The organism is Herpetosiphon gulosus (assembly GCF_039545135.1).
Classification (GTDB): domain Bacteria; phylum Chloroflexota; class Chloroflexia; order Chloroflexales; family Herpetosiphonaceae; genus Herpetosiphon; species Herpetosiphon gulosus.
The window spans coordinates 179,166-203,201 of record NZ_BAABRU010000006.1; the positions used below are offsets into that span (position 1 = coordinate 179,166).

The 24,036-nt window shown below is 48.5% G+C and carries 21 protein-coding genes; 7 read left to right on the forward strand and 14 right to left on the reverse strand.

The window, feature by feature from the left end:
- Positions 1-74 precede the first annotated feature (74 nt).
- Together ABEB26_RS09755 and ABEB26_RS09760 are read left to right on the forward strand one after the other, a co-directional pair.
- The gene (locus ABEB26_RS09755) at positions 75-530 is read left to right on the forward strand and encodes a DIP1984 family protein (RefSeq protein ID WP_345721794.1); all 456 of its coding nucleotides are present in this window, start codon (positions 75-77) and stop codon (positions 528-530) included.
- Between the two features lie 709 nt (positions 531-1,239).
- Positions 1,240-3,486, forward strand: a complete 2,247-nt coding sequence (locus ABEB26_RS09760) for an N-acetylmuramoyl-L-alanine amidase (protein ID WP_345721795.1) — start codon at positions 1,240-1,242, stop codon at positions 3,484-3,486.
- Positions 3,487-3,529: 43 nt separating this feature from the next.
- Here ABEB26_RS09760 and ABEB26_RS09765 read toward each other — a convergent pair whose 3' ends face one another.
- Positions 3,530-4,747: a cytochrome P450 family protein gene (locus ABEB26_RS09765; RefSeq protein ID WP_345721796.1), complete on the reverse strand. Its 1,218-nt coding sequence runs from the start codon at positions 4,745-4,747 to the stop codon at positions 3,530-3,532.
- Positions 4,748-5,010: 263 nt separating this feature from the next.
- Between ABEB26_RS09765 and ABEB26_RS09770 the strand changes: the two genes are divergently transcribed.
- Positions 5,011-7,080, forward strand: a complete 2,070-nt coding sequence (locus ABEB26_RS09770) for a substrate-binding domain-containing protein (RefSeq protein WP_345721797.1) — start codon at positions 5,011-5,013, stop codon at positions 7,078-7,080.
- A gap of 3 nt (positions 7,081-7,083) precedes the next feature.
- On the opposite strand, the gene ABEB26_RS09775 is transcribed toward ABEB26_RS09770, so the two are convergent.
- The 8 genes from ABEB26_RS09775 to ABEB26_RS09810 all read right to left on the reverse strand — a co-directional run bounded on the left by ABEB26_RS09775 (position 7,084) and on the right by ABEB26_RS09810 (position 12,300).
- Positions 7,084-7,905 carry a nucleotidyltransferase domain-containing protein gene (locus ABEB26_RS09775; protein ID WP_345721798.1) on the reverse strand — a complete coding sequence of 274 codons (822 nt, stop codon included), beginning with the start codon at positions 7,903-7,905 and terminating at the stop codon, positions 7,084-7,086.
- Positions 7,906-7,999: 94 nt separating this feature from the next.
- Complete coding sequence (locus tag ABEB26_RS09780; protein ID WP_345721799.1) at positions 8,000-8,188, reverse strand: YjzC family protein; 189 nt, start codon at positions 8,186-8,188, stop codon at positions 8,000-8,002.
- Positions 8,189-8,343: 155 nt separating this feature from the next.
- Positions 8,344-8,769 (reverse strand): macro domain-containing protein, encoded by a 426-nt coding sequence (locus ABEB26_RS09785; RefSeq protein ID WP_345721800.1) that lies wholly within the window; start codon positions 8,767-8,769, stop codon positions 8,344-8,346.
- 92 nt (positions 8,770-8,861) lie between these two features.
- Positions 8,862-9,245 (reverse strand): VOC family protein, encoded by a 384-nt coding sequence (locus ABEB26_RS09790; protein WP_345721801.1) that lies wholly within the window; start codon positions 9,243-9,245, stop codon positions 8,862-8,864.
- Positions 9,246-9,293: 48 nt separating this feature from the next.
- The gene (locus tag ABEB26_RS09795; protein WP_345721802.1) at positions 9,294-10,595 is read right to left on the reverse strand and encodes a sensor histidine kinase; all 1,302 of its coding nucleotides are present in this window, start codon (positions 10,593-10,595) and stop codon (positions 9,294-9,296) included.
- Positions 10,596-10,666: 71 nt separating this feature from the next.
- Complete coding sequence (locus tag ABEB26_RS09800) at positions 10,667-11,362, reverse strand: response regulator (RefSeq protein ID WP_345721803.1); 696 nt, start codon at positions 11,360-11,362, stop codon at positions 10,667-10,669.
- Between the two features lie 75 nt (positions 11,363-11,437).
- Positions 11,438-11,773 carry a hypothetical protein gene (locus tag ABEB26_RS09805; protein WP_345721804.1) on the reverse strand — a complete coding sequence of 112 codons (336 nt, stop codon included), beginning with the start codon at positions 11,771-11,773 and terminating at the stop codon, positions 11,438-11,440.
- 2 nt (positions 11,774-11,775) lie between these two features.
- The gene (locus ABEB26_RS09810; protein ID WP_345721805.1) at positions 11,776-12,300 is read right to left on the reverse strand and encodes a DUF4405 domain-containing protein; all 525 of its coding nucleotides are present in this window, start codon (positions 12,298-12,300) and stop codon (positions 11,776-11,778) included.
- A 208-nt stretch (positions 12,301-12,508) separates the two neighbouring features.
- Between ABEB26_RS09810 and ABEB26_RS09815 the strand changes: the two genes are divergently transcribed.
- Entirely contained in the window at positions 12,509-13,243 is a 735-nt protein-coding gene (locus ABEB26_RS09815; RefSeq protein ID WP_345721806.1) for a DUF7873 family protein, read from the forward strand.
- Positions 13,244-13,369: 126 nt separating this feature from the next.
- Positions 13,370-14,329 (forward strand): ADP-ribosylglycohydrolase family protein, encoded by a 960-nt coding sequence (locus tag ABEB26_RS09820; RefSeq protein ID WP_345721807.1) that lies wholly within the window; start codon positions 13,370-13,372, stop codon positions 14,327-14,329.
- A gap of 126 nt (positions 14,330-14,455) precedes the next feature.
- Here ABEB26_RS09820 and asnS read toward each other — a convergent pair whose 3' ends face one another.
- Both asnS and ABEB26_RS09830 read right to left on the reverse strand, forming a co-directional pair.
- Positions 14,456-15,799 (reverse strand): asparagine--tRNA ligase, encoded by a 1,344-nt coding sequence (asnS, locus tag ABEB26_RS09825; RefSeq protein WP_345721808.1) that lies wholly within the window; start codon positions 15,797-15,799, stop codon positions 14,456-14,458.
- 104 nt (positions 15,800-15,903) lie between these two features.
- On the reverse strand, positions 15,904-16,635 hold the full coding sequence (locus tag ABEB26_RS09830; protein WP_012189907.1) for a hypothetical protein: 732 nt from the start codon (positions 16,633-16,635) through the stop codon (positions 15,904-15,906).
- Positions 16,636-17,163: 528 nt separating this feature from the next.
- Here ABEB26_RS09830 and ABEB26_RS09835 point away from each other — a divergent pair.
- A complete protein-coding gene (locus tag ABEB26_RS09835; protein WP_345721809.1) occupies positions 17,164-18,030 on the forward strand; it encodes an SDR family oxidoreductase in 867 nt (288 codons plus the stop codon).
- Here the strand turns inward: ABEB26_RS09835 and ABEB26_RS09840 are convergent.
- Entirely contained in the window at positions 18,027-19,184 is a 1,158-nt protein-coding gene (locus ABEB26_RS09840) for a sigma-54-dependent transcriptional regulator (protein WP_345721810.1), read from the reverse strand. The two genes, ABEB26_RS09835 and ABEB26_RS09840, sit on opposite strands and share 4 nt — an antisense overlap.
- On the reverse strand, positions 19,181-20,500 hold the full coding sequence (locus ABEB26_RS09845; protein ID WP_345721811.1) for a sensor histidine kinase: 1,320 nt from the start codon (positions 20,498-20,500) through the stop codon (positions 19,181-19,183). The genes ABEB26_RS09840 and ABEB26_RS09845 overlap by 4 nt, the downstream gene beginning before the upstream one ends.
- A gap of 235 nt (positions 20,501-20,735) precedes the next feature.
- Here ABEB26_RS09845 and ABEB26_RS09850 point away from each other — a divergent pair, with 235 nt between their 5' ends.
- Positions 20,736-21,302, forward strand: coding sequence for a DUF305 domain-containing protein (locus ABEB26_RS09850; protein WP_345721812.1), 567 nt, complete (start codon positions 20,736-20,738; stop codon positions 21,300-21,302).
- 505 nt (positions 21,303-21,807) lie between these two features.
- Here the strand turns inward: ABEB26_RS09850 and ABEB26_RS09855 are convergent.
- The gene (locus tag ABEB26_RS09855) at positions 21,808-24,036 is read right to left on the reverse strand and encodes a hypothetical protein (RefSeq protein WP_345721813.1); all 2,229 of its coding nucleotides are present in this window, start codon (positions 24,034-24,036) and stop codon (positions 21,808-21,810) included.

Below are 24,036 nucleotides of genomic sequence, written 5' to 3' on the forward strand. Positions count from 1 at the left end.
CATAAGCAGTATCACTATAATTTTGGCATCTTCTTTCAGGCAGTATTAAGGATGGCCTGCCACATCCACACTCAATGAAATTAGCAGAAGCATTGATTTTACGAGCGGACATTCAGCGTCGGCTTGAACAATTACGCACCCGCGTTAAACTCTCCGTACTGATCCAAGAAGGCGATGATCCACCAGAAGACCCTCATGAATTGTTGAGCGAAATTGAACGTTTGTTACTTCAATTTGAAGATATGATTGTCAAAATCAATCATACCAATAGCATCACACCTTTTAACGATCAACACAATTTGACCACTGTTTTAGGCCAACGTGATGTGCTAAAACTGCGTTTAAGTATGCTCAAAAGCATTGCTGAAGCAGCTTCACAGCGCCATAATCGGTATGGTCAGGCTGAAATTCGCAACATTGTAACCGTCGATGTACGCCAAATTCGCCAGCAAACTGATCATTTAGCTCGCCAATTTCGCGAACTTGACACGAAAATTCAGACCATCAATTGGCTAACTGAGTTGGCCTAGACGCTTTGCTGTTGGTAGTTTGATTACGAATAGGTGCGTTCAGGCGACAACTGCCTAATTAAAGTTGTCCTCCGCATGGGCAGCACAAGGAGTTATTCCAATTCAGCCCTGCACTGTCACAACAGCACTGAGCAACTCAATCAGTCACGCAATACAGTTTTGGTCATTGATTCGAGTTTATTGTTACTACCATTGAACGAATATTCGTAATCAAACGAGGGTGGGCTTGGGGCACAGCAAAAGCAACAATGATAGAAATTTGGTCAAGCTACTTGTGGGAGAGAATCAGAAAGCCAGTTTAGGCCAAAAACTATGATCGCCTAAAACCACAAACGGCCCAGTCGGGCCGCTTGCAGGAGAGAAGAGTGTAGAGGAGGAAGAATTTGATCGTAGTATCAGGCCTGAAGCTTACGACTAACTTAACGAGCCAAATTGCCACCACTCCTATTCAAGCCTAGCCCTTAGAGGGAAAAACCAAGGGATGAACAGCAAAAGGCAGAAGGTAAAAGAACATAGAGCATAGAACAAAATAATCAAACCAATCTGTGCCAATCTGTGGCTAGAAATGAAATCTTCGCGGTTCCGACGCTTCGTGCTCTTCGTGCCCTTCGTGGATCAAAACTCCTCAGCTAACTCTCAGTTCTTAATCAATTTTAAGCAGGTATACTAAATCGATGAGTAGGGTCTTTTAGTCGTTGAGGAAGCAACAATGAACCAACGTTGGTTACGATCACGCTTGTTGATCGTTTTTGTCGTTTTAGGGCTAGGCCTTGGCTATCTGCCGCTGCCAAGTTTCGCCAACAGCCCAACTCCACCCATCAACAATTTGCAAGCAGCCTTCGCTGCGGCTGCCGCCGAATTTCATGTGCCAAGCAAATTATTGCTAGCACTGAGCTACAATCTTTCGCGCTGGGAGCACCATGCAGGCCAGCCTAGCACCAGTGGCGGCTATGGAATCATGCATTTAACCCAAATCGATTTGAGCCATTGGCAAGCTAGCAAAGGTCTTGATTGGGCCGCGCCGCTCAAACAACCAGATGAATTACAAACTTTAGCTCAAGCCGCCAAATTACTTGGTCAACCAAGCAGTGCATTAATCAATGATCCTGTGCAGAATATTCGTGGTGGTGCTGCCTTGTTAGCTGAATATAGCCGCAGCATCAACCCACAATTGCCCACTAAACTTACTGATTGGTATGGTGCGGTAGTGTTATATAGCGGCAGCAAGGAGCGTTCGACCGCTTTTGGCTTTGCCGATCGGGTCTACGCAACCTTGCAACAAGGTGCAACCCGCAGCCTCGATAACGGCGAAGTGTTAAGTCTTACCCCCACGACAATCACAATCAATCGCCAAAGTGCTGCTAGTTTGCAACTCTATTTGGGCGCTGATTTTCCCTTGGATTGTCCAACGACGCTCAATTGCGAAGTGATTCCAGCGGCCTATGCCTTGAATAACCCGAATGATCGTGGCGATTATGGTAACTACGATTTGGCCAATCGCCCAGTTGATGGCTTAGATTTTCGCTATATTTTGATTCACGACACCGAAATCACCTATACTCAAACCGTCAATGTGTTTCAAAATCCGGCCACGGGTGCATCAACCCATTATGTCATTCGGGCCAGCGATGGCCATATTGCCCAGATGGTCGAGAATAAAAACGTGCCTTGGCATGCTGGCAATTGGGATGTTAACGGCCACTCGATCGGCATCGAACACGAAGGTGTTGCCATCGAAGGTGCAACCTGGTATAGCGAAGCGATGTACCAAGCCTCGGCTCAACTTACCCGCTATCTCGCCGATAAATACCGTATTCCATTAGATCGTAGCCATATTATCGGCCACGATGAGTTGCCTGGCCCACTACCTCAACATCAACCAGGCATGCACTGGGACCCAGGCCCGTTTTGGGATTGGGCGCATTATATGGATTTGGTGCGTGGTGGCCCCGCCCCAATCAGCAATCCTGACTCGCAGTTGGTTACAATTAATCCCAATTTTGATACTAACATGCCCGCATTGACCTATTGTTATAGCAGCAACGATTGCCGCGATGTACCAACCCAAAGCGCCAATTTTCTCTATTTGCACACTCAGCCCAACGCCAACTCACCATTAATTACCAATCAATACATTGGCTCAACCCCAACTCATGCCAACAATTGGGCCAACAAAGTTGTGACTGGCCAAACCTATGTTGTCGCCGATCAACAAGGCAATTGGCAAGCGATTTATTTTGGTGGGCAGAAAGCTTGGTTCCACAACCCCGATGGCTCGAATACCACAGCAGGTCAAGGGTTAAAGGTGCGACCAAAAGTTGGTCAAGCCAATATTCCAGTCTATGGGCGGGCCTATCCCGAGGCAGCGGCATATCCTCAAGGCATTCCGCCCCAAGCAATCACCTCAATTTATAGCTTGCCTGCCGATAATATTGTGGTGGCAACCCAGCTCTACACCAGCACCTATTACTATTCGCCAGTCTATACCCCAACGCTTGATCCAAGCTCACACATCGTTGTCAGCGGCCAAACCAAATATTATCAAATAAATTTCAATCATCGGTTTGGTTTTGTCAAAGCGACCGATGTGGAAGTCCAATCGAGTGTACTTAGCTTGACCACACCTAAAATTGAGCAAAGTAATCTGCATGGAACCAGCATCACCTACACCTTGACCTTGCGCAATCTCAGCCAACAACCTGTGCCAATAAGCCTCAACCTGATTGGCAATACTTGGCCAACCACAATAACTAGTGCAGTGCCTAGCAATCTTGGACCAAACGCTAGTCATACGCTCAGCATTCGCGTCGATTTGCCAGCAGGCCCAAACCCAGCAGCTGATCACGTGTGGGTCAAAGCTCAAACCAGCGCCGACCCTGAACGCAGCGCTGTATTGCTACTACATTCAAGCGCCGAAACTAATATCAACTTTTTACCACTCATTAGCAAGCAATAAACCTAAAAACGCCGTCTAGTTTAGAGCTAGACGGCGTTTTTAGTTAAAATTCGACTGGCATTTCGATCATGCCGCGAATCAGCATACCAGGCCGCCAAATCAATTCGTGGGCTGGCACGGCTAAACGTAATTTGGGCAATCGCTGTACCAATGAATTGATCGCAATGGCACCTTCGAGCCGAGCCAACGGCGCACCCAAACAATAGTGAATGCCATGGCCAAAAGCGATGTGGTTGTGCTCAGTGCGGGTAATATCAAGCTGATCAGGCGCAGCAAAATGCGTTGGATCACGATTGGCCGAGGTGATCACCGCTAGAATTTGCTCACCACGCGGAATCTTCACCCCGGCAAATTCTAGATCTTCGCAGGCCCAGCGAATAGTTGAGGTTTCAACTGGGCTATCGTAACGCAGCAATTCTTCGACGGCGTTACGAATCAGGTCAGGGTTTTCGCGCAGCAAATTCAATTGCTCAGGCTGTTGTAATAAAGCCAACATGCCATTGCCAATCAAATTAACCGTGGTTTCATGGCCTGCAATCAACAAGAAAAATACCAACGAAAATAATTCTTGCTCGGTCAGTTTAGCCCCAGCTTCTTCAACCTGCACCAAAGCACTGGTTAAATCGTTGGTAGGGTTGGCACGTTTTTCAGCGAATAACTCACGTAAATAATTACCAAACTGTTCCATCTCACCCGCCATGCGGGTAAAGCGATCAGGCGAGGGATCGACGGTCACCACCAAGCCCGACCAATACCGAAATTTTTCACGCTGATCCAGCGGAATTCCCAGCAATTCGGCAATGACGGTCAAAGGCAGTGGGAAGGCATAGGCCGTCAGCAAATCGGTGTGGTTGGGGCCAACCAGCATGGCATCGAGCAACTCATCGGCAATTTGTTGAATGCGTGGGCGGAGTTGCTCGACCAATTGGGGGGTAAAGGCCTTATGCACCATCCCGCGAATCCGCGTATGATCAGGCGGATCAAGCGCTAGCAAATGTTTAAACAGCAATTGCACGACTGGCGGCATCACTGGCATCAACTTTTGCTCTTCGGGATTGAGCACTTTCCGCCAATTTTTGATAAAACGCGGATCTTTCAGCGCCGCCTTAACATCCTCAAACCGGGTAATCATCCACAAACCACGGCCATCGGGCAGGCTAATGCGGTGAATAGGGGCTTCGGCACGCAGAGCAGCATAGGTGGGGAAGGGATCTTGAACGAACTGCGGATTAAAGAGCTCAGCATAGGTCGAATGGATCATCGATACTCCTCTACATATGATCAATCCATGGCTTCATCTTAAGCTGTTTTTGACAAATAGCAAGTAGCCAAATTGCCTAAGGGGTAGCCCCGACCTAAGCAATTGGCGACTGAATACCCATTGCTGCGGCAGGATTGGGCTGGCATAGTAGAAAAGCAACCAGATTAACCGTTATTTCACCACTTGTCAGGGCTGATAATTAGTGCCATACTCAGCTAGATAGCTAGTTTCGACGAGGTTGTTGTTTTTCGAGGAGTTTGCATATGGCTAGCAGGCAGGCAATTGGTTTCATAGCACCATCACTCGCCGGCGAATTTATGACAGGCGTAATGGAAGGCATTTTGCAAAGCTTACGCAAGCATCAATACGATTTGATTGCGGTGCAAGGCGCTCCCCAACATCTGATCAACAACCAACTGGCCAAACAGCATATCAAAGCTTGGATCGTGATTATCGATCCGGCTGGCTTGAACGAATTAGCGACCAATATGCCAGCCGTCGTGATTAGTGCTCCCAATGCTGGCGAGCGCTTTCCGCTGGTCATGCCCGATAACAACCAAAGCGCCCGTGCAATGGTCGAACACCTAATCGAGCATGGTCATAGCAAAATCGCCTTCGTTGGTAATTTTAATAATAGCGATATGCGTGATCGCTATAGTATTTATTGCGATGTGCTCAAAGAACACAAGATCACGCCTAACCCAGCTTGGGTGGTCGATGTTGGCGATTATACTGAGGGCCGCACTGAACATGCCTTTTACCCGCTGATTGCCAATGGTTTAAATTTTAGTGCCGTGGTCGCCGCCAATGATCAACAGGCGGTTGGGGTAATGATGGCCTTGGAGACTAAGGGTTATCGCGTGCCCCACGATCTGGCAGTTGTGGGATTTGACGATGCCAATATTGCTCAATATACCAACCCACCATTAACTACCGTGCGCCAACAACCCCAACTGCTTGGCAGCATCGCCGCCGATAGCGCGATTGAATTGATCGCAGGTAAACCGGTTTCAAACACCCCAATTTATGTGCCAACCATCCCAATTTGGCGGCAATCGTGTGGTTGCAAAGATGTGTATACCGGGATCAATACCAGTACAGTTGCTCCTAAACAGCAGCATTGGGCCGATCAATTAGCTCAACGCATGCAACAAGTGCTCTATTATCCCGTGCCAATCGATCCCAATCTCAGCCTCAACGAGAGCAATCAAGGTATTCGCAGCCTAATTCAGGCACTTCAGGCCAAGGTTGAGGCCCAAAAAGTTGAGGTCGATTATCTCGCTGCATGGTATGCAATCATCACAGTTAACTCCAAATCGGATACCCTTTCGGTACTGTATCAGGTATTTGCTGCTGCTGCCAATCAACAATTAGCCCAAACCGATCTACCTGCCGATCAGATTAATGCCTTCCTGGCCACCGCCCATACGAGTTTGTTGCATACGGTGCTTGAGTTGCAACGTAACGAAATTACCGGGCTTGATCGGTTGCTCGCTGCTAATCATGAACTGAGCATGCTGCTCGTTTCAAATCAAAAACAACAAACTGGCAAATTGGCTTGGATGCAGCGCTTGCCTGTTTCGATCGCCTGCCTTGCACTATGGGATGAGCAGAAACCAGGTTTTTTACGACTGGCCAGCATTTACAGCAAAGATGGCTCATCAACAATCAAAGCAGGCAGTCATTGTCGCGGCAGCGAGTTTCCGCCAGCCGAATTTCTGGAGCAAGCTCGCCAATTGAATAGTAGTGGCTATGTTGCGTGTGTGCCGATCGTCACTGCCAGCCACGATTGGGGCATTTTAGCCTTTGGCCATGCTGATGTCCAAAAAACCATCGCCGATATCAATAGTTTGTATATTTGGGCCTCGATTTTGGGCAGTTCACTCGAACATGAGGCACTTGAGTCAACTCTTGATGCTGAGCGCGAGGTCTTGCGCGGAGCAGTCGATCGGGAACATGCCTTATCAAAAACAATTTTAGAGCTTGGTTGTCCATTAATTCCTCTATTACCAGGTGTATTGTTAATTCCTTTAATTGGCAGCATCAACACTGAACGTGCCCAGCAAATCACTGAAACGGTGTTGAACGGAATCAACGAACAACAGGCTAGTCGAGTGCTGCTCGATATTACTGGGGTTTCGATGGTTGATACTCACGTTGCTAGCTCGCTCATGCAAATTGCCCGTGCGGCGATGTTACTCGGAGCTAAAGTTGCCTTGGTTGGGGTGCGCCCCGATATTGCTCAAAGCATCGTCAGCTTGGGAATTAATCTCAATACCCTGATTACCTACCCCAATTTGCGCACCGCAATTCAGCAAATGGCAATGGTGTAGAGCCTACTTCAACAAAACCGCCGTGGCCTGAATCAATTCTGCAAGTTCTTGCAAGGCTTGATCGATTGATTCAGGTTGCGGCTGAAGCAGGCTGAATAGTTGGGTCACTCGTTGCTCAAAGTTGGCTGGTACTTGGCGAAATCCATTGGTCAAGGCTACTGCGCCTTTTTCGTTCATCCAATATTGCTGATTGAGCGCAAAAAGGGTTTGGGTTAGTACCATCACCGAGCGAAAGCAACAACCCGATATATACGTTAAATCGCCACGTTGAGCCACCTTACGAGCATTCGCCAAAGCAAAATCAGCTTCCCAAAAACGCCCTAAAAACGCTTGCTGCAAGGCTGGTGGGTAGATCTCAAGCGGTTGTTTCAAACCAGCCAAAGTGCCCTGCGGATCGTACAATGGCTGGCAAAGCGCGATTTCAGCTAGATAAATCGCCGAAACAAAGCCATGCGGGTGGCCTGGCTGATAATCGATGCTTACTTCGCCAGCCAAGCAAGCAGCCAATACCTGCTCAACCTTGTTCAAATCGCGATACAGCCAATCGACAGGTAATGCTTGAATCGTTAGCCAACCACCGCCATTGATCCATGGCCCCCAACCGCCAATTTCCGTTACCAGCTGCTCACGCTGCAAATCATCAAGGGCTTGGGCATGGGTTTGTAAGGCGGCAATATCCAAATCTTGGCGGTAATAAATCCCAATATCAAGATCCGATTTGGCGTGGTGATTGCCTCGCGCCCGCGAACCACCCAGCACTAAAGCCTCAACTCCAGCAACGCTACTCAAACGTTCCACAACTAAATTGATAATGTGTGAGGTCATAGAATATACCAATTATTATTTATCAGCTTATACGATTAAGTCCAGGAATATTGCTATACCAATATTCCCGAAGACACTCACTATCAAAGGCGAATTATTTGGCCTTCCAAATCGCTCCTTTGTTTTGCGAACGAATTGGAGGAAAAACTTCCCCTCGAGTTAAATAGATTTCTTTTTCTTCTTTGGTCGGTGCGGGCAATGTTGATCCATCAGTATAACTTACAAATACATAGTAGCTCGATTTAGGAGCTTCTTGCCCAGTTTTATACAATTCATTCGACATACATTCCTCCTATTTACTTTTATCAGTCATACGAGAGGGTATAGCCTCTCATTGCTATTTAGATGCGATTATGCATAAAATGTTCTTTGCTCCACCACTAAATCAAAAACACGCCTTTGGCGTGTTGCTAAAGCATTAATTTGATCGATTATGGCTTATTGTGGTGGGAATACTTTCACTCGTACCATGGGCAAACGCTCAAATGCTCGCCCGATCAATGGCTCCACCTCGGCCCAAGCTAGCCCGCCATAGCCACAACCCAAAGCAGGCACAGCGATTGAATCAATTGAGCGGAGTGTTAGTTGGGCAATTAAATCATTCAAGCCAGCAACAATATCTTCAAGTTTCGATTGCTGCTTCCAATGTTGCTTGGTCGGAAAGTTGATGATCGTGGTTGGCTGCACATTACCTGTTTCAACAAATACAAACATCGTGCCAAGCTGTACTTCACCAACTCGGCAGGCTTTAACATAGGCTTGGTAATTGGCAGGAAAGGTTTGGCGAAATTGCAGCGCTAAACCTTTGCCCATTACGCCCACACAATTAACAGGGTTGACCAAAGCTGCGGTGTTCGCAGCCAATAGATCACCTTGGCAATATTCACGCATTATAGTGTCCAAACAAAACAGCGTTCTGGCAAACTCGGCTCACCAGAACGCGCAGAATGAGTTATTTAGCTTTGATACATTTGCACCCAATTGCCACAGGTATCGTCGAAAGTCGTGGCAAGAGTTGGCCCCATTTCAGCGGGCGGGCCACGGAATTCAACCCCCAAGCCTTGCATACGCTTATATTCGGCCTGAATATCTTTAACCGCCAAACTCAAACAGGGAATTCCATCGTTTTTAAGGGCGGCTTGGTAGGCTTGGGCCGCCGGATGATTATTGGGTTCCAACACAAGTTCAACTTCATCGGGGGTTTCGGGCGAAACCACGGTCAGCCATAAAAATTCACCAACTGGTACTTCAACTTTTTTGATAAAACCCAAGACTTCGGTATAAAACTTCAAGGCCTTAGCTTGATCATCAACAAATACGCTGGTCATTTTAATTTGCATCGTACCCACCCTTGCTAAACGAACATATGTTTCATTATATCTCTATTGTCAAGCAATCGGTAAACTAATGATAAAGCTCGTACCCTCGCCCAAATTCGATTCAACGTCGATTTGGCCTTGATGCGCTTCAACAATCGCCTTGACAATCGCCAAACCCAAGCCTGTCGAGGCTTGATCTTCACGTTGGCGCGAGCTATCACCCCGATAGAAACGGGCGAAAATATAGGGCACATCAGCAGGATCGATACCGCTGCCAGTATCACGAATAATCAATTGCACCTGTTGCGCTTGACGTTTGGCAATCAAGCTAATACTGCCCTGTTTGGTATGGCGCAAAGCATTATTCACCAAATTATTCAAGACTTGAGCCATGCGATCAGTATCAACCGAAACCGATGGCAGGCCAGCCTCTGTTTCTAATTTGAGTTCGATATTTTGGCGTTCAGCTTGCACAAAGGCACTCAAAATCGTGCGCTCGATCAAAGCCGCTGGATCAACCAAACGACGATTGAGCGAAAGCTCGCCAGCATCGGCCAACGAAAGCACTCGTAAATCGTCAACTAAACGCTGAAGATGGGTCACTTCATCAAAAATCACCGTGTAAATCGTCTCTGACGGTTGTAAAACGCCGTCACGCAAGCCCTCAGCATAGCCCCGTAAAATGCTCAAGGGTGTGCGCAAATCGTGAGCTAAATCAGCGGTCATCTGCTTGCGCAAATGGGTGGCTTTGCTCAAATCAGCACTCATATGATTAAACGAGCGAGCCAAATCGCCAATTTCATCATTCGAACGCACTGCAACTTGCTGCTCCAAATGACCAGCAGCCATGGCTTGGGTCGCCACCGTCAGCTCACGCAACGAGCGAGTTAGGCGGCGAGCCAAGAATGTGCCTACTAACAAGGCTACGCTGGTAGCAAAAATTGCACTGACCCCAATCGCCCAGGTAATCCGTTGATCAAACGAATCTTGGGGTCGTGGCCCATCTTTGATCATTTGATCAGCACTCGGCGCAGGCGGTTGGGCGGTTTGGATCATACCAAAAGCGATATAGCCAATAGTTTGGTTAGCAACGGTTAAAGGTTGAGTTGCATTTAGGGTTGCTTGATCGGCGATCATGCCTGGTACATACGGGCCGTTGGCTAGAATTACGTTGCCATCACGATCGAAAAGCGTAGCTCTACGCCGATAATAAGCCAAATCGGCCTCTTGGTTTAAGGCTGCTTCCAAGCCATCCCACGTCGAATAGCTCATATAAAAGGTTGTGACGGCATTGATCAACTCGGTTTGATCACGCTCGGATAAAAAGCGATCAAACTCGGTGCGGGCACTCTGACGTGCCAATAAGGCCACAACCAAAGCCCCTATCAAGCCAACCCCCAAAAAAGCGAGGGTTAATTTCCATGTTAGTGAGCGTAACATCATCATTCAGGCCGTTTCGGGCGGGCAAAGCGATAGCCAACCCCATACACTGTTTCGATATAGCGCGGATTCTTCGGGTCTGGCTCGATTTTGCTGCGCAGATTGCGAATATGCACATCGATGGTACGTTCATAGCCTTCGTAAGCCTGCCCCGACGTGCGATCGAGCAAATCCAAGCGCGAAAAAACATGGCCAGGCGAGGCCATCAAGGTTGCTAAAATTTCAAATTCCGAAGGCGTAAGATCAACGGTTTGCTCGCCAACCATCAAAGTACAAGCCGAACGCTCCAACACAATCTCGCCAATCCGCAAGACATCGGCTTGGGGCTGGGTTTTGTAGCTGCGCCGCAGCACCGCACGAACCCGAGCCATCACTTCGCGGGCATTAAATGGCTTGGTAATATAATCATCAGCGCCTAGTTCTAACCCAATAATTTTATCGTGATCTTCAATTTTGGCAGTTAATAAAATAATTGGCGTTTCAGCTTCTTTATTCCAAGCTCGCATAAAATCGAGTCCACCAAGTTCGGGCATCATAATATCGAGCAAAATCAAATCGGGCTTGACATCACGCGCAACATACAAACCCTCACGGCCATTCTTAGCCTCAAAAACATTAAAGCCTTCATTTTGTAAATAGCTACGTAATAATTCACGCAACTTTGCTTCATCATCGATTACCAAAATTGTCTGAGCCATTGTGCGTTTCCAATCTCCCGCAACGGGTTCAAAAGGCGCAACGCTGGAGAATCGTCGCGCCTTACAAACGAGCAGCTAGAGCCATACAAGATCGCGGCGACGACGCAGCCTGCGCATGCCAAAAGCCACAAGCCCAATAATCAGCGCCATAATACCAGCATTGCGAATGATATGACCAAACCCGCCTTCGTGATGATCGCCACCACGCTCGCGTCCGCCAAACTCTGGCCGTGCGGTGCTGGCCGATTGATCGGCTGAGCCAGCCGCTTGCTCGCTATCGATCGTCAATTGGCGATTAGGCCGACCACCCTCAAAGCCAGCCGCTGAGCTGCTTGGTACAATCGCCACCAAGCTGCCAATAACTAAGGCCACAGCAAGTGCAATGATTAATATTCGTCCGAGTAATTGCATAGTTATTGCTCCTTCGTAGCTAATTGAACGGCTGGTTTGTGGAAACGTTTGGTGATTGGCTGAATCAGATAGCGCTTGCTGGTGCGCACAATCCAATCCCAGTGCAAAGCCAAGTGCAAGCCAATCAAGAACACCCCAGCATCGGATGCCAAGCCATGCAAGCTGCGCCAAGTCATACTATTGGGCAATTCCAGCCCGAGCAGCGGCACAACCGTCTTAGAAATCATAATCCCAGTGAACATGATGATTGTCATATCAATAAACAAGCCAATATTTAAGATGTAATTGATCCGTTGTTGCCAAGCGACTTTACGAAAAATTTTCTTGGTTATTGCCACAATCCATTGCCAATGTAATAACAAATGGGTTACCACCATCACTGCCAAGCCCATGCTTAGCCACTCGTGAATTGGCTCGCCCGTGGTGTTGGGAGCAGTTGCAATCAAAAAACTGATCCCAATCACCAGATCGACAACATAATTGGTTTTGGTTCGATTGCCTTTTTTGATCGTCGTTGCCGTTTGCATACGCGCATTCCTTTATGCATCAAGTTATTTCAAATCGCTGAATGCAGTATAAAAAATGATTGTTCAAAGATTATGAAGAACTTTCGAGCAATCTATGAGGGATAAGCCCAACGACTGAGCGCAATCGGTCTGAGGGCTATGGCTAAATCGCCCAAGCTTGGCTATACTGCCAGCAGATTCAAATTTATTTCGTGAGGAGGATCATCCAATGGCTAAATTAAACCAAATCATTGCGGTCGAAAAAGGGGTCAAAAGCCGCTCATTTTCGGAGTTAACCGAAGCCCACCAAGCCTTACAAAAACAAGCACTTTTAGCAGGGATTAGCCGCACCTATCGCCCAAAAGATGAAGAAGGCGAACAATTACCACCTGAATCAACCAAAGTGCAAATGCGAGCCGAAGAAATTATTCGCCAAACCAGTGCGATTTTAACTCGTTTATTTGATGTTACTGCTACCAAAGATTGGACCAATTGCGTCGCCAAAGCCGATGTGGTTGTTGATGGGCAAACCTTACTTAAAGATGTTCCAGTTGCTTATTTGCTCTTTTTGGAAAAACAATTAGTTGATTTGCAAACCTTTGTGCGTAAATTACCAACGCTTGATGCTGCCGAAACCTGGAATCTTGATCAATCAAGCGATACCTGGGCAACCGAGCCAGTTCAAACCGTGCGTACCAAAAAAATTCCACGGAACCACGTTAAAGCCGAAGCAACCGAAAAACATCCAGCTCAAGTTGAAGTCTATTATGAAGATGTGATCGTTGGCTACTGGCGCACGATTAAATTCTCAGGTGCATTACCAGCTCGCCGAGTCAACGAATTACTTGAACGGATCAGCAAATTGCAACAATCAGTCAAATTCGCCCGCGAAGAAGCTAACAATACCGAAGCTGTCGAGCAAAAAATCGGCGAACGCTTCTTGAGCTATTTATTTGGGGCATAGAAGTGAGGGGTCAGGGGCCAGCGGTTAGGGGCCAGTTATGATCCACGAAGGATGGATTAAAGCAGCATTTTAATGCCTGACCCCTCGCTCCTGAACCCTGACCCCTCATTTAACATTGGTTCTACAATGCAAACAAAAATTCCTTGGCAACGCTATGCAGCATGTTTGGTTGGCGCAGCAATTGGCGATGCCCTTGGCACAACTTTAGAATTTCAGCGCCCAGGCACATTCGAGCCAATTAGCGATATGTTTGGCGGTGGCGTGTTCAATTTGGCTGCTGGTCAATGGACAGACGACACCGCTATGTTGTTGTGCCTTGCCGAAAGTTTAATTGAATGCCGAGAATTTGATGTGCTTGATCAGATGCAGCGGTATCGGCGTTGGCTCAAAACAGGCCATCTTAGCAGCACTGGCGGCTATATCGATAGTGGGCGCACTATTCGCGAGGCAATTAATTATTTTATTCAAACAGGCGACGCTTTTGCAGGCGATCAAGATCGTTGGTCGGCGGGTAATGGCTCGTTAATGCGAATTGCGCCAATCGCCCTTGCTTATGTCAATAATCCTCAACAGGCTGATGTTTATGCCGCAGCCAGTTCACGCACTACCCACGGCAACCAAATTGCAATCGATGCTTGTCGCTATTATGTCGGCTTAATCATTGGTGCACTGCATGGTTTGCCCAAGGCCCAACTTTTAGCCCCCAACTATCATCCAATCCCCAATTATTGGCAACAGCACCCACTTAGCGCTGAAATTGCCGAAATCGCTAGCGGCTCATTCAAGCAACGCCAACCGCCAGAAATTGAGGCCTTGGGCTATGTACCACGCACACTTGAAGCAGTTTTATGGGCGTTTTACCATAGCAATTCATTTGAAACAGGCTGTTTATTGGCAGTTAATTTAGGCAATGATGCTGATACAGTTGGGGCAATTTATGGGCAACTTGCAGGAGCCTATTATGGTGAACCAATCTTGAGTTCGCCATGGGCCAATAAAATCGCGCTCAAACACACAATTTGGAAATTTGCGGTTAAATTATATCTCTTGGCGAGGGGTCAGGGGCCAGCGGTTAGCGGCCAGTGAGCACGAAGGGTCAGGATTAAAGTATAATTTTAATGACTGGCCCCCTCGCCCCTGAATCCTGACCCCTCGGCCCCTCTGCGTTAAAAACTCCCGATCCCCAACCCCCAACAACCGATCATCAAAAAACTATGGATAAATGCGGTACAGCTGGCGTGGGAAAGGAATCGCCTCGCGGATGTGGCGCGTGCCTGCCAGCCAAGCAACACAGCGTTCGATGCCCATGCCAAAGCCGGAGTGCGGCACACTACCATAACGGCGCAAATCCAAATACCATTGGTAATCGGCGACATCAAGGCCATGTTCGCGAATGCGTGCTTCGAGCAACTCGGCATCGTGAATCCGTTGTGAGCCACCGATAATTTCGCCATAGCCTTCGGGTGCAATCAAATCGGCGCAGCGCACCACTTCAGGGCGGCCTTCGGCTGGTTGCATATAAAAGGCCTTGACCTTGGTTGGATAGTTGTAGATAAATAATGGTTTATCAAACAAGCTGGCCAAGTAGGTTTCATGGGGTGCGCCAAAATCATCGCCCCATTCCAAATCAGCTAGTGGTGCATTATCGGGCGCGACAGTTGCCCCAGCTGCCACACCTGCTTTGATTTTTTCAATCGCTTCGTCGTAGCTGATGCGGGGGAATGGTGGCACAATATTTTCGAGCTTCGAGGTATCGCGCTCCAAAATTTTGAGATCTTCTTCGCAGCGATCAAGCACACGTTGGACGATATAGGAAACGAAATTTTCTTGCAATTCCATATTATCGTCTTGGTCAGCAAAGGCAAATTCTGGCTCGATCATCCAAAATTCGGTCAGGTGGCGACGAGTTTTAGATTTTTCAGCCCGAAAAGTGGGGCCAAAACAATAAACCCGACCAAAAGTTGCCATACCCGATTCAACGTAAAGCTGGCCAGTTTGGGCCAAATAGGCATTACCCAAATCAAAATATTCGGTGGCAAACAAATCGCTCGTACCTTCAGCGGCGGTTGCCGTGAGAATCGGCGAGTCGTAGCGCACAAAATGTTCGCTATTCAAATACTCTTGGGCCGCCGCAATTACTTGAGCACGAATGCGCAACAACGCATGTTGTTTGGCTGAGCGCACCCACAGATGGCGATGCTCCATCAAAAATTGCGTGCCATGCTCTTTGGGGGTAATTGGGTAATTTTGGGTTAGATGCACAATTTCGATATCGGTAACATCTAATTCAAAACCCAAGCTTGAGCGTTCGTCGGCGCGAAGCGTGCCGTGGATATAGCACGAAGATTCTTGAGTTAATTCTTTGGCTCGCGCAAAAACTTCTTCGCTGACATTCTTTTTAAACACCACACATTGAATTGTGGCGGTACCATCGCGTAATTGAATAAAAACCAACTTGCCTTTTTCGGTTTTGTGATAGACCCAACCAGCAAGTTTGACCGCTTCGCCAACATGGTCGGCGCTATCGCGGATATACATCGAGGGCAGCAGTGCCATAGATGCTCCTTCCAACAAAACAACACAATGGCGATGCACCAAGGCACCGCCATATTTCTCGCAATAATACCATGTACTGCCGCAACCAACTACTTGAGAAGCAATTATTCCGATTCATCGCCAGCATCAAGTATTGCCAACTCTTCGGCAGTCGGCGTTTGCGAAACCACCTTGCCAAAGATTTCGCGCTCTTTGTTATCGCGAATCATAAAGGCTCGTTTGCGAGCTTCTTCTTCGCCATACTTGCGCACCGACACCGACGTTCGATGGATTTCATTCGGGCGAGGACACCAGGTTATTTCGTAGACATCGCGCAAATAGACTTCGCCTTTGCGATTACGATCCTTGCGGCGCACTCTGGTTACACCAATTTTGCCCGTGGCGTTGCGGCGACTAACCGTGACCACTGGGCGATCAGTCCGAGGCTTGCCTAATTCACGCTCGGCCTCATCGCGGAAGTCCAGGGCAGCAGCTAAAGCGCCTTCGCGACCATCGTAGAGCATATCACTGAAGAATTTAACTCGTTGTTGGCCTTTGTAAAACACCCGTACATACCAGCCATGCGTCCGCTTGATCTCGCGGTCAATGCGGCTGATGCCTTTGTAGTGCACCTCAGGGTCAACCGTTTCAATGTGGGGTCGCCCTCGTTCGCGCTTGATCGAATCGCGATATTCTAAAGCATTGCGCAGCGCATTACCAGAGCCATTGAACGCATTGTCGCTGAAAAACTTGCTGAACAGTTCACCGTCGATCCTCACCCGCACCCACCAACCATACGAATTGGCCTCGACGTTCTCAATCCGTCGGATGTTTTTGTACTTTTGTTGTGTTGCCATATGCATCCTTGTCCGTTGGTGTAGAGCCTCCAAAATACAGCTCTCGTGCGGCTTAAAGCCATAAAACCTAGCACGATTATACCCCGAAAATTCGTTCTTGAATCTATGCACTTAGCCCTATCTACATGGGTAGCTTTTGTATAACCACAGTTGGTACATGGCTTCCTAGCAACTATGGGCAGTCATTAGGCAAGTGGGGGATGTAAATAGATTGTTTTAATCCTTGTGGTGAGGGTCTCGATCACCTCATGGATAGCACTCGCAAAAAGTAGGTCGTAGTTGATATAGCCTACATGCCATTGTAGCACATTGGTATGCTTTAGTATAGTATTACGTCAAGCAAGCGCAAATAGCCTTGATCTCGGTGCTGGATGCTGCGCGACCCTTGTAAAAAATGCGGCTAAATCACATCACCCTGTTGGGTATTTGGAGGGGATAGGCGCTGACCCACAAGATCGCAGTTCAACATAACAATTGGTATGGTTCTTGCATTGCTCAAGCGTGAATGTGTGCAAAGGAGATATCATTATGTCAAACAATCAACAAAAACAGCAATTTCCAGCCCAAACTCAGGATCAACAACCTGGAATCGAATCGGAAATGCAGCCCAAACCCAAAGCCCAAGATCACAGCTATCGTGGGAGTGGCAAGCTCAAGGATAAGGTTGCGCTGATCACTGGTGGCGATAGTGGCATCGGTCGGGCAGTGGCGATCGTGTATGCCAAAGAGGGCGCTGATGTTGTAATAAATTATTTAAATGAACATGAGGATGCTCAAGAAACCAAACGGCTGGTCGAGGCCGAAGGTCGGCGCTGTTGGCTCTCAGCAGGCGATATTGGCGATGAAGCATATTGCCAAGGCTTAGTTGAACAAACCGTTGCAAAATTTGGCCAGCTTGATATTTTGATCAACAATGCAGCCGAGCAACATCCGCAAAAATCGATCACTGATATTAGTACCGAGCAATTGGAACGCACGTTTCGCACCAATATCTTTGCCATGTTCTATTTGACCAAAGCGGCCTTGCCGCATCTGAAAGCTGGTAGTAGTATCATTAATACTGCTTCGGTGACAGCCTATCGTGGCAGCCCACAATTACTTGATTATTCGGCAACCAAAGGGGCAATTGTGGCCTTTACCCGTTCGCTCTCGCAAGCATTGATTGACCAAAAGATTCGGGTCAATGGTGTAGCACCTGGCCCAATTTGGACACCACTGATTCCGGCAACCTTCGAGGCCAAAAAAGTCGCGACGTTTGGCAGTGATGTTCCGATGCAACGCGCAGGCCAGCCCGAGGAAGTCGCCAATTGTTATGTGTTTTTGGCAAGCGATGATGCTTCGTATATGGCTGGGCAAATATTGCATCCCAATGGTGGCGAAGTGATCAACGGCTAGCTAAGGCCATGTTTTTCCAATCGATACAGCAATTGATGGCGCGATAAGCCCAATAATTCGGCGGCGCGGGTTTTATTACCATTGGCTTGTTGCAAGGCCTGTTGCAATAAACTGCGTTCGACTAATTCAAGTTGTAGGCCTGTTGCCGGCAAGTTGATTGGTTCAAGCGTGGCAATTGGTAAATCGTGCGGCAAATGTTCTGGTTGAATCGGCTGGCCATTAGCTGCAACCGCCGCGCGTTCAAGCACATGGCGCAATTCGGGCAAATTAGCGCTCCATTGACTTTGCTCTAGTTTTTGGAGCGCCTCAGGACTGAGCATTTGCTGTCCAAGCCAGTAAGCTGCTAACAAGCCAATATCGCTGCGGCGCTGATTAAGGTTAGGTAGATGCAGCGTAGGAACCGCTTGATTCGACGCTTCAAGGCTGGTCAGCAGCACACAAGCCTCAGGCTTTCGAGCAAGTAACCAATCCAACCAAGCTAAACCATGGCGAATGATCACGCTGCCTTGGCCGGCTTCGGTCAACGCTGCCTCAAGCATTGATTCGTTCAGCAAGTCAGCATCAAGCTCAAGCAAGGGTCCATGCTGGCGCTGGCTGATAGCATGGGCATACCGCGCTAATTGAGCCTTGCCCACGCCCGCCTCACCAACTAAAACCAATAAAGACAAGCGATCGACCATGCGGTCAAGCTGCTGGCGACAAGCTAGCCACACAGGATGACTGCCAATCAAATCGTTGACCATGCGCTGCTGCTGCTGTTGGCGTAAACGCCGCAGTTCTTGTTGTAGTGCTGATCGCTCCAAGGCTCGTTGTAGTTTGAAACCAATTTCTTCCAAATCAAAGGGCTTGCGCAAATAATCAGCAGCACCCAGTTGCATGGCCTCAACCGCGCTAGCAACCGTGCCATATGCCGTCAAAATCAAGACAACGACTTCAGGCCAGCGTTCACGCAAGCGAGCCAAGGTTGCTAAGCCGTCCATGCCCTTCAATTTGAGGTCAAGAATCACGACATCGGCAGGTTGACGGCTCATCGCAGCTAAGCCATCGTTGGCATTCGCGGCCACCACTACATCGTAGCCTTGGTCGCTCAAGGCCTCGCTGAGCACCCAGCGCAAATTGGCTTCATCATCGATGACTAATAGGCGTTTGGTCATTGCTTGGCTCCTTGAGATGCGAGTGGTAGGCGCAAACGGGCCAATGTGCCGCAATCGGGCCCGGGTTCAAAGCTAATTGTGCCGCCATGTTCGGCCACACTTCGCGCCACCAAGGCCAATCCCATGCCTGTACCATCATCGCGAGTCGTAAAAAATGGATCAAAAATTCGCTCACGAATCGCGGGATCAATCCCTTTGCCTTGATCTTGGATGCGAATTTCAAGTTGTTGGGCAGCAACCAAGCTCTCAAGCTGAATAATTTGGCCAGTTTGGCTCGCTTGGAGCGCATTCAACAACAGATTTAACAAAATTTGCCAAATCGCATCGCGATCAGCTTCAACCCATAATTCAGCCTTAGCGCTTGTTAATTGGAGTTCAACGCTATATTCAGCTGCTAAAGGCTGGCAGGCAGCGACAAATTCACTGAGCAATTGATTAATTGCCAACGGCTGGCGTTGTAATGCTTGGGGATGGGCATAATCCAACAGCGAACTAATCAGCCGATCCAAACGATCAACCTCGCTATTAATGACACTAGTATAGCTTGCCAAATTTGGCTGTTGAGCCAATTTGGTTCCCAGCAATTGGCTGGTTGCTCGCACCACGCCTAAGGGATTACGTGCCTCGTGCGCTAAACCACCAGCCAACTGACCTAGGGCCGCCATCCGTTCAGCCTGACGAATCCGCTCAGCGATTGCTTGTTGTTCGCGAATATCTTCAAATACCAAGACTGCGCCAATCGGCTGGCCTTGGAGATTATGTAAATCGGAGCGCCGCACCGCCAAGGCAATTTGATTGACCTGAATTTCGCTGTAGCCATTGGTTTGGGGCAGTTGAGCAAGGGTTGGTGTTGGCTGTAATAAGATTTGAGCGGTTGGATTTTGCAATTTCAACTGTTGCTGCTCGATCGTAGCAACGCCGACTGGCAAGCTCGCCAATACATCGTGAATATAGACATGCAAGGATTCGGCGCGACTATGGGCCTGTTGTTCGCGCTCGGCTAATGTGCCAACCAAGGCTGCCACCACGATCAACGTGGCCATTTCGAGGCCATTATCAAGCCAACTACTGGCGCTATGAGCATCGAGCCAATGGGCATGCGGCAAATAGACGAGCGCCGTAAACAGCGCCAAACCAATGCCTGCCCAACGCCCCCAGATCACCGCCGCCACCCCGACAGGCACATAATACAAACTACGATAAATTGAGTGGTAGGGCAATAGATGGGCACTGGTCAGATAATGTAGCGCCGTGATGATCAGCTCACTGCTGAGCACAAACCACAGCCAATAGCGCTGTTTAATCGATTGAAGCATGATGAGCCTCGTCGTTTAAAGGTTGTTGCTTTCATTGTAAATTTATTCTGTTCAGCAAACAATTTTCTATAGAATTTCGATAATTTGATCACTGAATCCGTGGCAAATGCCACAATCTGTAGCAAATGCCACAGCCCAACGCCGCAAGTTTGGCTCAAATTGACCAAAATTGGCCTAGGTTTAGGAATTTGGCTAGGCTAAAGCTAGTTCAAGTTTAGCTGAAAGGAACCACAGGATGCGGCGATTGATAACATTCGTTAGTTTAATCGTAGTTTTGACGGGTTGCGGTGCAACCAGCCAAACCAGCTCAAGCACCAATGATCATGGCGGCGATCACTCCACCGAAGCCCCAACAATGGATCATGGCAGCATGAGTATGAGTGATCTGCAATTTCTTGATGGCATGATCGAGCATCATCGTGGGGCAATCGCCATGGCCAAAGATGCCCAAAACCAAGCCAGCGATCCACGGGTGCAGGAGTTAGCCAAGCAAATTATCGCGGCCCAAGAGCCAGAAATAGTACAATTGCAAGCTTGGCGCAAGCAGTGGTTTGGCGATGCGCCAGACAGCGATTTAAGTGCGCTGCATATGGGTTCGATGGATGTGTCAGCAGGCAGCGAAAGCTACGATCGACGCTTTTTAACCGCCATGATTAGCCATCACGATGGGGCGATCGCTATGGCCCAAAGTATCAAAGTCAGTACCCAACGCGCCGAACTCAAAACCTTTGCCGAAGCAGTCATCACGGCTCAAACTGCCGAAAATCAACAAATGGATACTTGGTTGCAGGAAATTAAGTAGGGGCTAGGGGTCAGGGACTAGGAGTCAGAGGCTAGGTTTTAACGCAGAGGCGCAGAGAATCAAGGCTATGGACTTTGGGCTATCGGCTATCGGCGATTGGTTTGAACTACCAATCATCTTCCCTCACCCCAGCCCCTCTCCCACGGCGGCGGGCGAGGGGAGCAAACTCCTGGAGCGGTTCCCCCTCGCCTCGCAGGCGGGAGCGGGGGTTAGTTTTCAAGGGTAGGTTTTCGCTGCGAACCACGGATACGCTGATTCATCAATGCCTGCCTGCCTGTCCCTGATTGTCCTTGAGGGGGTGCAGGGGGATTAAAGCCCTGCGTCTCCCGCCTGCGAGGCGGGACGGAAGGGTGGTGATCGTCAATGATTGCCAAAAACCTACCCTTGTAAAGAGGGGGTGAAGGATAGGCATCTAATGCACCATTACACCCAGAGTCTATTCCCTTCGTGTCCTTCGTGTCCTTCGTGGATCAAACCTTGATTCCTCATTGCTGGCCCCTGATCTCTAGGGAATGAGCTTGATAAAGCGCAATAATGCCCCTTCTTCGCCAGGCTTGCCAATGGTTACCGTGCGCACAAATTCAGCTTGCTGGCGACTAATTGAGCTAGAGTGGGCAATTTCATTGCGCAACTTATACAATTGCATCAAATCACTCACTACAGTTTTAAAAGTGGCTTCGCTATGCCCAAATGCCATTGCCCGTTGCACAAATATGTTCCAGTTAACTTCGTTAGTGCAATGCTCAAGCGCATAATTGACTGTCCCAAAGGTAAAATTTTTCTCCTTGAGAGGTTTAGTTCCATTAGCTTTTAAATAGTTATCGCCACCACAACCATAATACAAGCGCTGTTTGAGTTCATGCTCAACGGCGCGAACATATTGCACTGCGACCGCTGCCCAATCGGTAACTTGATGTTTCGAAAATTCGCTCCAAGCAAATTCGCCTGAAACCAACATATCCCAAACTGTTTGCGGCAAGCCATGCGCATGTTGCTGGCGATTAGCATATTGGCGAAATACCCAATGCAACTTCTCTTCAATCGACTGAATATCGGGCTTGATAAAGGCACGATAGCTATCAACCAGTTCGCCTACCCGCTCTAGCAACTGTTGACGAGCTACATCAGCCTCTCCATCAGTAGCCTCAACTGTTACTTGCTGATTCAAATGCTGCTTGAGTTGGGCAATCGCCGTTTGGAGTTGGCCAACATTCAGCACGCGTTTGACATATGGCGGTAACTGCTGAATTTGGGGCTGCATGATATGGCAACGTTTGGGGTTGCGCAGACAATCACGCACATGGCTTACTAAATCAACTCGCGCTGGATCAATATGCGGTTTGGGGCAAAAAATTAAGTCTTGGTTGATCGGAATGGGGTGTTGGCCCTGTTGTGGTCGCCAGGTATCAACATCGGGCCACGCTCCATGACAATCGATAGCTGGACGCTCAGGCAAATGCTTAATCGCATATTCGAGAATTGCGGTGATCGCTTGCTCAAGCTGGGATTGGGGTTGCATTGGCGCAAGTTCAAAAAGTTGAATTTGGCTATCGCTGAAGACAACGCCATGATAGCGTTCTGGATCAGGCTTAACCACCATTTGTAAACCTTCAATCGTTGGCAGAATCAACGCCCCATGATGAGCATCGATCAGTTGTAAATCGCCGAGCATGCGTTTGATCGGGTTTGTCGTGCGACTGGCCTTGTCGCCGAGATAGCATTTAGCATCAAGAATGACGCTTGGCTCTTGCCAAATCGTACGTCCATCATACTCAACCTTCAGGCTATTGCGGCGCTTGATCAAATAATCAGGTCGTTCGCTAGGTGCACCACTCCAAGCAAGTTGAGCAGTTGGTGCCTGATCATAAATTAATTCATACTCGTGATCATGCCATTTAAAGTGTAACTGCAGGCGATCCACCCTGACAATTGGCTCAATTAAACAATCTTTGCTTTTGAGCAGATCAAGGATTTCTAAGGCTAGCCAGAGTTGATAGAGCAAACCAGCTTGCTCAGCTTTGCCCAAACTAAACGCCGAAGTCGTGCCACTGGCTTGAATATGCAGTTGTTCGAGTTTTTGCAGCCAGACCACTAAGTCACGATAGGCATTCTGTGAACCTGTTGCAGCAGCACTGACCTCGGCGATCAGCTCTGGCAAATTGGCCAACTCCGATTCGCGATTGAGTTCTTGCAGATGTGGGCGAGCCAACTCACGCTGAATTCGCTCCAATAACAGGCTGAGATCCCGCTGTTCAAACTCGGTCAAGGGCACATCGCTGAGCATGGTTTCGCTCAAGAGTTGTTCGATCAATTGGCGATAGCGTTGTAGTCCAGCCACAACCAAGCGGTTTTGGGGTGTTGCAAAGCTTCGGCTGCGCAAGGTTGTTTGCAAACTCATCGGCGGCTGATCAGGAAATTGATTCCAGGCTTGTTGCAATGAGCGGCCCCAATCAATTTGGCCGCGAATTGGCGAATGTTCGTTGAGATGTTCGCGGGTGGCCTGAAAACTCATTTGGCGATGAATCCGCGCTAAAATATCGTCAAAGAGTTCATCTGCCAGCACCAACACTTTGGTGAGCAGATCGTAGGCTTGCAACAGCGCAATCGGCGGCAAGCTGCTAGCTTGATAAAATTCGCGAAAACGCCCATGAAAGGTTGCTCGATCATGCTGGAGCAACAGCCGCGCAACCCGCCGTTGCAGTTGGGCAGTTAATTCGTCAAGCGTTATTGGCAT

Bases quoted from the DNA above. Each gene is read 5' to 3' on its own strand.
- ABEB26_RS09760 (WP_345721795.1), top strand. From the start codon at position 1,240: ATGAACCAACGTTGGTTACGATCACGCTTGTTGATCGTTTTTGTCGTT.
- ABEB26_RS09800 (WP_345721803.1), bottom strand. From the start codon at position 11,362: ATGGCTCAGACAATTTTGGTAATCGATGATGAAGCAAAGTTGCGTGAA.
- ABEB26_RS09810 (WP_345721805.1), bottom strand. From the start codon at position 12,300: ATGCAAACGGCAACGACGATCAAAAAAGGCAATCGAACCAAAACCAAT.
- ABEB26_RS09850 (WP_345721812.1), top strand. From the start codon at position 20,736: ATGCGGCGATTGATAACATTCGTTAGTTTAATCGTAGTTTTGACGGGT.
- ABEB26_RS09840 (WP_345721810.1), bottom strand. From the start codon at position 19,184: ATGACCAAACGCCTATTAGTCATCGATGATGAAGCCAATTTGCGCTGG.
- ABEB26_RS09770 (WP_345721797.1), top strand. From the start codon at position 5,011: ATGGCTAGCAGGCAGGCAATTGGTTTCATAGCACCATCACTCGCCGGC.
- ABEB26_RS09805 (WP_345721804.1), bottom strand. From the start codon at position 11,773: ATGCAATTACTCGGACGAATATTAATCATTGCACTTGCTGTGGCCTTA.
- asnS (WP_345721808.1), bottom strand. From the start codon at position 15,799: ATGGCACTGCTGCCCTCGATGTATATCCGCGATAGCGCCGACCATGTT.
- ABEB26_RS09830 (WP_012189907.1), bottom strand. From the start codon at position 16,635: ATGGCAACACAACAAAAGTACAAAAACATCCGACGGATTGAGAACGTC.
- ABEB26_RS09855 (WP_345721813.1), bottom strand. From the start codon at position 24,036: ATGCCAATAACGCTTGACGAATTAACTGCCCAACTGCAACGGCGGGTT.
- ABEB26_RS09835 (WP_345721809.1), top strand. From the start codon at position 17,164: ATGTCAAACAATCAACAAAAACAGCAATTTCCAGCCCAAACTCAGGAT.
- ABEB26_RS09755 (WP_345721794.1), top strand. From the start codon at position 75: ATGAAATTAGCAGAAGCATTGATTTTACGAGCGGACATTCAGCGTCGG.
- ABEB26_RS09765 (WP_345721796.1), bottom strand. From the start codon at position 4,747: ATGATCCATTCGACCTATGCTGAGCTCTTTAATCCGCAGTTCGTTCAA.
- ABEB26_RS09815 (WP_345721806.1), top strand. From the start codon at position 12,509: ATGGCTAAATTAAACCAAATCATTGCGGTCGAAAAAGGGGTCAAAAGC.
- ABEB26_RS09780 (WP_345721799.1), bottom strand. From the start codon at position 8,188: ATGTCGAATGAATTGTATAAAACTGGGCAAGAAGCTCCTAAATCGAGC.
- ABEB26_RS09845 (WP_345721811.1), bottom strand. From the start codon at position 20,500: ATGCTTCAATCGATTAAACAGCGCTATTGGCTGTGGTTTGTGCTCAGC.
- ABEB26_RS09820 (WP_345721807.1), top strand. From the start codon at position 13,370: ATGCAAACAAAAATTCCTTGGCAACGCTATGCAGCATGTTTGGTTGGC.
- ABEB26_RS09775 (WP_345721798.1), bottom strand. From the start codon at position 7,905: ATGACCTCACACATTATCAATTTAGTTGTGGAACGTTTGAGTAGCGTT.
- ABEB26_RS09790 (WP_345721801.1), bottom strand. From the start codon at position 9,245: ATGCAAATTAAAATGACCAGCGTATTTGTTGATGATCAAGCTAAGGCC.